This is a genomic window from Sulfuricaulis sp. (assembly GCF_049587675.1).
Classification (GTDB): domain Bacteria; phylum Pseudomonadota; class Gammaproteobacteria; order Acidiferrobacterales; family Sulfurifustaceae; genus Sulfuricaulis.
Genome location: NZ_JBAVEJ010000058.1, coordinates 1 through 9054, shown reverse-complemented (window position 1 = coordinate 9054; position 9054 = coordinate 1). Strand labels below are relative to the sequence as shown.

The following is a 9054-nucleotide window of genomic DNA, read 5'->3' as shown; positions in this document are numbered from 1 at the left end:
GATCTATCCATGACGGACCAGCCGCAAAGTGCAGAAAGAATATACCCCTTATTTTCCGAAGTCGATCATATCGAAAACGATACAAAGCGCTGCCAACAAATCAGTCCTGCCGCCCCGCTGGCACTGGGGCACGCCATAGCCGGCGCATCGCGATCAAACCCAGCAGCGGACCGGGAAGCATCAGCCAGGCAACGTGTTCCGTCATCGTTGACCATAATGCGGTGACGAGTTCGATCGAGACAATGGTGATGGCAAAGCCGATGCTGTTCATGAAGGCAAGCGCGCTGCCGACGCGCTCGGGCGGACAGGCCTTGGACGCCAGCGCCGAGAACTGCGGCGAGTCGGCGACGACGAAAAATCCCCAGGCAAAAAGCAGCGCCAGGATAAACAATACGGACAGACCCTGCACCAGCGGATAGAGCAGGCAACAAAGCGCCGAGCCGGCGAGTGCCGCGTTCGCCACCCGGCCGCTGCCCCAGCGATGACTGATAACTCCGCCCGCTATGCAACCAATACCGCCGGCACCAAACACGCCGGCGGCCGCGAGGTACATGTGGTGCGTGTCTGCGCCCAGTCCCAGGTGCGCGATCAACAGTGGCGCCACCGCCCAGAACGCGTACAGCTCCCACATGTGCCCGAAGTAGCCGAAAGACGCGGCGCGAAATGCCGGAAGTCGATACGACTGCAACACACCGCCCCATTGCAGCCGGCGCGACACTCCATGGTGCGGACCGTCGCCCAGCCACCAGACCATCGCGGCCGCGATCACCGCCAGCGCTGAGGAGATGTAGATCACTCCCTGCCACGTGGCCGACACATCCAGTCCTCGCACGAAATGCGGCAGTCCGCTGCCGATCACCAGCATGCCGACCAGCCAACCGAGCACGTTGCCGGCCTTCGCGGGCGCCCAGCTCACCACCAGCTTCATGCCGATCGGGTAGACACCGGCGAGGGCGAGGCCGACGACAAAGCGGAAGAACAGCGCGTCGCTGAGCCCGCCGGACAGGGCGAATGCGGCGTTGGCGATGGCGCCGAGCACCGCGCAAACCGCAAAGATTCGGCTGGCGGAGTAGCGGTCCGCGAGCCCCGACAGGCTCACGAAAAGCGTTCCGCTGATAAAACCGAGCTGCACCGCACTGGTGAGATGGCCGATATCGACCGGCGTCAGGCCCCACGCAAGCTGCAACGCGTCGGCAACGGCATTGGCGCTGAACCACAGGGAGGTGCCAAGCAGCTCCGCGAGGACGATGATGGCGAGGGTCGAGCGGGTGGACATGCGATCAGGGCTTTTGGAAAGTTGGCTTCACAACATGTCCCGTCCAAAGGTTGAGACGCATACTATGCCCTCAGAATGAGCACAACAGCCCGACGCGCGCTTAATGGCGAACGTGGCGGGCGGCGACTAAATCACGTCGGTCCTTTTAACTTGTCGTGTATTCCGAATGAACCGGCAAGTCGTCGCCACCACAGGACCAGCTCGCGCGCGAGTCCCAGAAGATGCGCGCCTGCGGGTGGATCGTCGGGTCGCTGTCGAGCGAACCGGCCGGAATCACGATGAAATCCGTCTCCTTCACGTAGCGCGGCACCGCACTGCCGCACACCGAGCAGAAGCACCGTGTGAAGCGCTTCGCTTCCGGGATTTTGTATGCCTTGATCAGGTCCTCACCTTTGATCCACTTGATCGCTCCGGGTTTGATGAGCAGGTTCGATGCATGCCCGGTACCCGATGCCTTGCGGCAGCGCGAGCAGTGGCAGTGATAGAACCGTTGTGGATCTCCTGTGATTTCGTACTGGACGGAACCGCAAAGGCAACTGCCGCGAAAGGTGGATTGTGTCATGGCATGTCCGCTGAGAGCATGATGATGGAATAGGTTATCTCAGGCGGGCTGCCTGTAAAACAAACCCTCCGTCCCTTTCTATTAAAGTGCGCGCAGGGGTCAGCCACCCTTCAACGCCTCGACCTGGATGCGCAGGTGGACCTTCCCGGCCTCACCCTCGCTGTACTGCGTCATGCCGAAGTCAGCACGGTTCAGATCGCCTTCCGCGTCGGCGCCGCAGACTTTTTTCTTGAGTAACGGGTGCGCGATGCACTGAAAGCTGTTGATTTTCAGCTTCAGCGGCTTGGTGACGCCGAGTAGCGTCAGCTGTCCATCGACGGATACGGGCATGTCGCCTTCGAACTTGATGGCACCCTTGTACGTCATCGTCGGAAACTTCCCGACGTTGAGCCAATCCGCGCGGAGCGCGTATTCGTTCATCTTGTCGTGGCCGAAGTCGATGCTGGCGGTGTCAACCTGGATGTCGGCGCTGCCGGTTCGGGCGGCGACGTCGAGCGTAATCTTGCCGGAGGTCTTGTTGAATTTTCCGCGCCAGATGGAGATGCCCATGTGGGAAAACTCCAGGCTCGGGTAGGTGTGGTCCGGGTCGACGGTGTATTGGTCGGCGACGGCCAGGGCTGGAGCCGAGATAGCGGCAATGAGTACGGCGAGCATCCAATTTTTGCGGGTCATGAGGCTTCTCCTGATTGAATGCGTTAACGATTAATGGGCGGTGGTTACTCTGAACTTTACAATGACCTCGTCATCGAGTGTACCGTCCCATTCGCTGCTGCCGATCGCGTACGCTTTTCGGGAAACCGGCAACTCGCCTTCGAAAACCCGCGCGCCACTCTCGGAACGCATCGTAAACGGTACCTTGATCTCCTGCGTTTTGCCTTTGAGCGTGAACTTGCCCTTGGCCACGAACCGGTTTTCCCCCACGGAAATCACGCCGGATGAAACGAAGCTGGCCTTCGGGTAAGTCGGTGCATCAAACCATTCTTTCCCGCGCAGCTCCTCTTCGTATTCCGGCGCCCCCAGGTCGAAACTCGCCGTGTCTATTTCAATACGTGCGCGCGCCAGCTTGAGGTTCCTGGGATCGAAGTCAATGGTGCCACGGAAAACTTTGAAGCCGCCTTCGACGGGCACGTTCATCTGGCGAAAGGTCGCCGTGATCCCGCTTTTGGTCGCATCGATACTGCTCGCCGCCGCGACTGCCGTTAGCGTCGCAACAGCAAGTACCACGGTGGACCAACGGGACAGGAATCTGGCGACGGAAGTGCTCATGGTTTGATATTACATATTACAGTCGTGGCGGTTTGAGAAAAGGGACCATGCGGCCCATCACGCTATCGCGATCCATGAACTGATGCTTGATCGCCGCGGCGACGTGCAGGCCCACCAGCGCGGCTAGGCCGAATGCCAGCGATTGGTGTACCACAACCAGGACATCGCCGACGACTTTGTCCTTGCCGATGAGGTCCGGAATCGGCAACACACCGAAGTAGACCGTCGGCACACCCTTGGCCGAACTCATCAACCACCCGCTCAGGGGAATGACAAACATAAGCAAGTACAGCACAACATGCGTGACGCGCGCGGTCCGCGTCTGCCAGGGCGGGATTGCACGTGGCATGCGTGGCACGGGATGCGTCGCCAGCCATCCCACGCGCAGGATGGCCAGAATGAACGTCGTCACTCCCATCCACTTGTGCCAGCTGTAATACCGGAGTTTCGCCGGTGACAAAGGCAAATCGTGCATATAGAAACCCAGGCCCCAACCGGCAAAGATCAGCAAGGCGATGAGCCAATGCAGTGACATGGCCACCGGGGTGTAACGCTCACGGTCACTCACAACCTGCCCCTAGCCGCCCCTGCCGACCTTCACCAGGTATTCACCGAGCTGTTCAAAGGTTCCGCCCCAGCCCTGCTGCATCGACTTGAAACCATCCTCGAAGGTCTTGCGCTCTTCCGCCGTCGCATTCAGGGGCAACCAGCGCACGGTAACGGTCGTCTTGCCGGCCTGTTCGGTGAAGGTGATCGTGCTCAGCATTTCCAGCGGCCAGGCGAGGTGCATCGGGTGCCGGGCGACATTGCCGTTTTCATCGGAAAAGGAATTGACGAACACGAGCCGTTCGGGTTTGACGATCTCGCGAAAAACAAACTTGCCCCACATGTCGTGGCCGTCGGGGGAGCGCATGCCGTAGTGATAGCTGCCGCCCGGGCGCAGATCCATCTTGCTGTGAAACACCTTGAAGCCTTTCGGCCCCCACCAGCGCTGCATGTGCTCCGGGTCGGTCCACACCTTGAACATGAAGTCGCGCGGCACATCAAAGGTGCGCGAGATGTCGAATTCCTTCGTCTGGGTTTCCGCGACCGAGCTGTTTGTTTTTTGGTCCATGTCTGTCTCCTTTACGCGGCGATCCGCAATCGCCTATCAACGCATATTGACCAAGTATTCCGCAAAGCGTTCGAGGGTCTGCTTGCCGCCTTCAATGGCGTTGTACTCCTTGACCACATGGTCACGGTCCGCCGCCGAGGGGAAGAGCGCGTGCAGAGTCACTTTGGTCTTGTCGCCCAGCGCCTCGAAGGTCCACGTCACCACGAAATGCGCGCCGCGACCGCCCTGCTTTCCGCCGCCATGGGAATAAACGATGCGCTCGGGTTTCACGACCTCTTTGAAAACGCTGCTGTTGGGGTAGTCGGTGCCGTCGGGTCCGTGCATGACATGCTTCCACACCCCGCCCGGCCGCACGTCCATTTTTTCAATCGTGGTCGTGAAGCCTCGCGGCCCCCACCAGTGCACCACGTGTTTGGGATTGGTCCACGCTTCCCACACCAGCTCGCGCGGCGCATCGAAGACGCGCGTGAGGACGAACTCGCGATCCGCTGTTTCCTCGATAGGACTATTTCTTTTTGCGTCCATGTTTCTTCTCCTTGCTTTGCAGTTCTTTCAGATAGTCGTCCAGACGATCCAGGCTCTGCTCCCAGAAGCGCCGGTAGTGTTCCACCCAATCGGACACTTCCCGCAGCGGCCTCGCCTCGAGCCGGCAGGGCCGCCACTGCGCGTCGCGACCGCGCCGGATCAGGCCGGCGCGCTCCAGCACGTTGAGGTGTTTGGTCACGGCGGGAAGGCTCATTTCAAACGGTTCGGCGAGTTCCGTGACCGATGACTCGCCCGAAGCCAGACGCGCCAGGATGGCGCGGCGCGTCGGGTCGGCGAGTGCTGAGAAAGTGGCGCTGAGTTGGTCGGAAGGCATAGAGGGTGGCTCGCTTCTTTATTTAACCTTATGGTTAAATACACCTCGGCAGCGATCTTGTCAAGAACCAAACAAAAGCCTCCTGTCATCACGTTGAATTTCCGTTAGGGACAAAATTTGTGTGGGATCGTAGAAGGCGGTTAACGGCGCGCGATGCTGTACCGCGAGCGCATATTTTCACGCAGATATGCAATTTTTTTCCGGCTAACCATCGAGTTCCTTCCGTTAAGGCTCCCTTAAGGCACGGAGAGTAGCGTGCGCCACGTGTTCAACACTTTCAGGAGCATTCACGATGCGCGTATTCCCCATGCTTCAGGCGGTCACCGCCGCCATCGCGTTATTCGTCGCCGGTTTCGCCCGCGCCGAGACGCCGGCGGATTTCCTGCGGACATTCGAAGCGGAGGCAAAACAGGACACCGCCGGATTCGCGGGATTTTCCGCGCAGCGCGGCGAGGCCTTCTTTAAAAGCACCCATGGCCGGGAGTGGAGTTGCGCCGCCTGTCACACGCAGAACCCGATGGCGACGGGCCAGCATGCCAAGACCAACAAACCGATTGCGCCACTGGCGCCGGCAGCCAACGCCGAACGCTTTGCCAAGCCCGACAAGGTCGAGAAGTGGTTCAAGCGCAACTGCAACGATGTCCTCGGACGCGCCTGCACGCCGCAGGAGAAAGGCGATGTCCTCAGCTATCTCATGTCTCTCGGGAAATAGGAGGTTGTGATGAAAATTTCAAAGCGTTCGATTTTTTGCGCGTTCCTGGCAGCCGGCCTGTGCTGGGCCGGCATGGCATCGGCCGACGATCATTTTTATACGGCGACCGACCCAACGTGGAAGAGCGAATGCGGCAGTTGCCACATCGCTTATCCGCCTCAATTGTTGCCGGCCAGTTCGTGGCGCGCGCTGATGTCCGGTCTCGACAAGCATTTCGGTAGCGACGCCAGCCTCGACCCGCAAACGGCTGCCGGGATCGCAGCGTTTCTGGAAAAGAACGCGGGGCGGGATCGTTCACTCTCACGGACGCCGGCCTTGCGCATTACCGAGACGCGCTGGTTCGTGCACGAGCACGACGAAGTGCCGGATCGCGTCTGGAAGAATCCGCAGGTAAAAAGCGCGGCCAACTGCACGGCCTGCCACGTCGGTGGCGACAAAGGCGATTTCGACGAACACAGCATCCGCATTCCCAAGTGAAGGAGGTCAACATGACAACACGCATTCTGGTCTGGGACGTTCCCACCCGAGTTTTTCACTGGCTGCTGGCCGGGTCATTTGCCGGCGCATTCCTGACAGCGGAGTCGGAGATGTTCCGCGATGTGCACGTGCTGCTGGGTTACACGATGCTCGGACTGATCGGTTTCCGTCTCGTGTGGGGCCTGATCGGCACGCGCTATGCGCGCTTCAGCTCCTTCCTGTTCGGCCCCTCCAAAGTCGCGGCGTATCTCAAGTCGCTGTTGACCGGTTCACCGCAGCACTACGTGGGCCACAACCCCGCCGGCAGCTGGGCCATCTACGGTCTCTTGCTGCTTGGCCTGATTTCCGGCGCCACCGGCTACGCGGTCTATAACCAGACCGGCGGCGAGTGGCTTGAGGAGCTGCACGAGGCTGCCGCCAACACGATGCTGGCGCTGGTCGTGGTGCATGTGGCCGGGGTGCTGGTCAGCAGCCTGCTGCACCGGGAGAACCTGGTGCGCGCCATGATCTACGGCTACAAGAAGGGCGAAGCCGGTCAGGGCGTGCGGCGTGCGCACTGGCTGATCGGCATCAGCCTGCTGACGGGTGCGGTCGCGCTCTGGAGTGTCATAAGATAGCAGCATGCGCATACTGCTGGTCGAGGACGACAAGCTTCTCGGTGATGGCATTCAGGCGGGACTGATGCAGGCCGGCTTTGCCGTCGACTGGGTGCAGGACGGCGCACAGGGGGCCGCGGCACTCGAAACCGGGTCATATGCGGCGGTCGTTCTCGATCTTGGACTGCCAATACTGTCGGGGCTGGAGCTGCTGCGGCGTCTGCGCGCCAAGAGCAATGCGGTCCCGGTGCTGATCCTGACGGCGCGCGATGCGATCGACGATCGCGTCAAGGGCCTGGACAGCGGCGCAGATGATTATGTGGTGAAGCCGTTCGATCTCGACGAACTGGCGGCGCGCCTGCGTGCCCTGACGCGACGCGGCCAGGGCGAAGCCGCCTCGATTCTGCGCGTGCATGGGCTTGAGCTGAACCCGGCCGAACACCGCGCACAGTTTCGGGGAAAGCCCGTCGAACTCTCCGCGCGCGAATTTTCCCTGCTGCATGAACTGATGCTCAATGCCGGCCGCGTCCTGTCCCGCGAGCAGCTGGAACAGCGGCTGTACGCCTGGGGCGAAGAGGTTGAAAGCAACGCGATCGAAGTCCATGTCCACCACCTGCGACGCAAACTGGCGCCGGAACTGGTGCGCACGATTCGTGGCGTGGGTTACATGATGCCGCGAGGCACGGATGGCTGAGACGCGCGCCGGCCATTCCATCAAGCGCCGCCTGCTGGTCGTCCTGCTGCTGACGACCCTGCTGGCCTGGGTCGTCACGCTGCTCTTCAGTTATCGGGATACGCTCCATGAGCTGGATGAGTTGCTCGACGCGCACCTGGCCCAGTCGACCTCGCTGCTGATCGCCCAGATTGGCCATGAGGCGGAGGGCATCGACACCGAGCACGCACCGCCACTCCACCGTTACAGCCGCAAGGTCGCATTCCAGGTATGGGAAAAGGGAAATCAGCTGGTGCTGCATTCCGCCAGCGCGCCGAACGTGCCGCTGTCATCACGGAGCGAGGGTTTCAGCGACAGCATCATTGCCGGAAAGAAATGGCGCGTCTTCAGTGCCTGGGACGAGTCGCGGCACTTCCTCGTTCAGGTCGGCGAACAGCGCGAGGTACGCGATGATCTGGCAGAAACCATCGCTGAGAACCTGCTGCGTCCGCTGCTGGTCACGCTGCCTGTGCTCGGGATCCTCATCTGGTTCGGCGTCGCCGGCAGTTTGCGGCCCCTGAAAACACTGAGCAGCCAGGTTGCGGAACGCCGTCCGGAAAGTCTTGCGCCCCTGGAAGCCGCCGTGGTCCCGACCGAGGTATTACCGCTGGTGCAGGGACTCAACCGCCTGTTCGCGCGGGTGCGTGATTCGCTCGACAATGAACGACGCTTCACGGCCGACGCCGCTCACGAGCTGCGCACACCGCTGGCCGCCATCAAGACGCAGGCGCAAGTCGCGCGCGCGGCCACGGCCGATGCGGAGCGCCAACATGCGCTGGATAACGTTCTGGTGGGCTGCGACCGTGCCACGCACCTGGTTGAGCAACTGCTGACGCTCGCGCGGCTGGAACCGGAACGTATCAGCCGCCGCGATCCGTGCGATCTGCATGCGCTCGCTGTCGCTGTCGTCGCTGATCTGGCGCCGGCCGCCATCGGAAAGAACGTCGACCTGCAACTGATGGAAGGAAAGGAGGTCCGCACGCCCGGCGAGCCCGCCTTGGTCGGGATCCTCATGCGCAACCTTATTGATAATGCGATCCGCTATAGTCCGCCGGGGAACGTGGTGCGAGCGATGGTCGCGAAAACCGCGGACGGCGCGGTGTTTTCGGTCGTCGATCAGGGCCCGGGAATTCCTGCGGAGACGCAGGCACTTGTCTGGGAGCGCTTCTATCGCGTGCTCGGCACCAACGAATCCGGCAGCGGTCTTGGTCTCTCCATCGTCAAGCGCATCGCCGACCTTCACGGCGCCACGGCCACGATCTCCCAAGGTGACGGCGGCAAGGGGCTGCGCGTATCGGTCACTTTTCCGGACTGAGCATTAGCCTTGGCCCCTTTAACTATTTCCTCTTTGCCCGGGATCGGGTGACGCGGTTCGGATCGTGAGGTCAAATAAAAAGGCCCGGCGTGAGCCGGGCCTTGGGTGTTTAGCAGCTCAATGAGATGCGCGGATCCTGAAAATCAGATCACTCCGGCTCCTTTA

13 protein-coding genes are annotated in these 9054 nt (G+C 61.1%); 5 read left to right on the top strand and 8 right to left on the bottom strand.

Going from position 1 to position 9054, the window contains the following annotated elements; translation table 11 throughout:
* Nucleotides 1-100 precede the first annotated feature (100 nt).
* From WB402_RS03210 to WB402_RS03175, 8 genes are all read right to left on the bottom strand, one after another.
* The gene (locus WB402_RS03210) at nucleotides 101-1276 is read right to left on the bottom strand and encodes an MFS transporter (protein WP_424205475.1); all 1176 of its coding nucleotides are present in this window, start codon (nucleotides 1274-1276) and stop codon (nucleotides 101-103) included.
* A gap of 145 nt (nucleotides 1277-1421) precedes the next feature.
* Nucleotides 1422-1838: a GFA family protein gene (locus WB402_RS03205; RefSeq protein WP_424205474.1), complete on the bottom strand. Its 417-nt coding sequence runs from the start codon at nucleotides 1836-1838 to the stop codon at nucleotides 1422-1424.
* Between the two features lie 99 nt (nucleotides 1839-1937).
* Nucleotides 1938-2510, bottom strand: a complete 573-nt coding sequence (locus WB402_RS03200; RefSeq protein WP_424205473.1) for a YceI family protein — start codon at nucleotides 2508-2510, stop codon at nucleotides 1938-1940.
* Between the two features lie 30 nt (nucleotides 2511-2540).
* Nucleotides 2541-3104, bottom strand: a complete 564-nt coding sequence (locus tag WB402_RS03195) for a YceI family protein (RefSeq protein WP_424205472.1) — start codon at nucleotides 3102-3104, stop codon at nucleotides 2541-2543.
* A gap of 16 nt (nucleotides 3105-3120) precedes the next feature.
* Nucleotides 3121-3672, bottom strand: a complete 552-nt coding sequence (locus WB402_RS03190; RefSeq protein ID WP_424205470.1) for a cytochrome b — start codon at nucleotides 3670-3672, stop codon at nucleotides 3121-3123.
* A gap of 9 nt (nucleotides 3673-3681) precedes the next feature.
* Entirely contained in the window at nucleotides 3682-4218 is a 537-nt protein-coding gene (locus WB402_RS03185; protein WP_424205469.1) for an SRPBCC family protein, read from the bottom strand.
* Nucleotides 4219-4254: 36 nt separating this feature from the next.
* On the bottom strand, nucleotides 4255-4743 hold the full coding sequence (locus tag WB402_RS03180; protein WP_424205468.1) for an SRPBCC family protein: 489 nt from the start codon (nucleotides 4741-4743) through the stop codon (nucleotides 4255-4257).
* A complete protein-coding gene (locus WB402_RS03175; RefSeq protein WP_424205467.1) occupies nucleotides 4724-5077 on the bottom strand; it encodes an ArsR/SmtB family transcription factor in 354 nt (117 codons plus the stop codon). Before WB402_RS03175 ends, WB402_RS03180 begins: the two co-directional genes overlap by 20 nt.
* Before the next feature lie 292 nt (nucleotides 5078-5369).
* Here WB402_RS03175 and WB402_RS03170 point away from each other — a divergent pair, with 292 nt between their 5' ends.
* The 5 genes from WB402_RS03170 to WB402_RS03150 are packed head-to-tail and all read left to right on the top strand — an operon-like array spanning nucleotide 5370 to nucleotide 8889.
* Nucleotides 5370-5789: a DUF1924 domain-containing protein gene (locus tag WB402_RS03170; RefSeq protein ID WP_424205466.1), complete on the top strand. Its 420-nt coding sequence runs from the start codon at nucleotides 5370-5372 to the stop codon at nucleotides 5787-5789.
* A 9-nt stretch (nucleotides 5790-5798) separates the two neighbouring features.
* Nucleotides 5799-6266, top strand: a complete 468-nt coding sequence (locus WB402_RS03165) for a diheme cytochrome c (protein WP_424205465.1) — start codon at nucleotides 5799-5801, stop codon at nucleotides 6264-6266.
* Nucleotides 6267-6277: 11 nt separating this feature from the next.
* The gene (locus WB402_RS03160) at nucleotides 6278-6883 is read left to right on the top strand and encodes a cytochrome b/b6 domain-containing protein (RefSeq protein WP_424205464.1); all 606 of its coding nucleotides are present in this window, start codon (nucleotides 6278-6280) and stop codon (nucleotides 6881-6883) included.
* Between the two features lie 4 nt (nucleotides 6884-6887).
* Entirely contained in the window at nucleotides 6888-7556 is a 669-nt protein-coding gene (locus tag WB402_RS03155) for a response regulator (RefSeq protein ID WP_424205463.1), read from the top strand.
* The gene (locus WB402_RS03150) at nucleotides 7549-8889 is read left to right on the top strand and encodes an ATP-binding protein (protein WP_424205462.1); all 1341 of its coding nucleotides are present in this window, start codon (nucleotides 7549-7551) and stop codon (nucleotides 8887-8889) included. The genes WB402_RS03155 and WB402_RS03150 overlap by 8 nt, the downstream gene beginning before the upstream one ends.
* Nucleotides 8890-9054 lie beyond the last annotated feature (165 nt).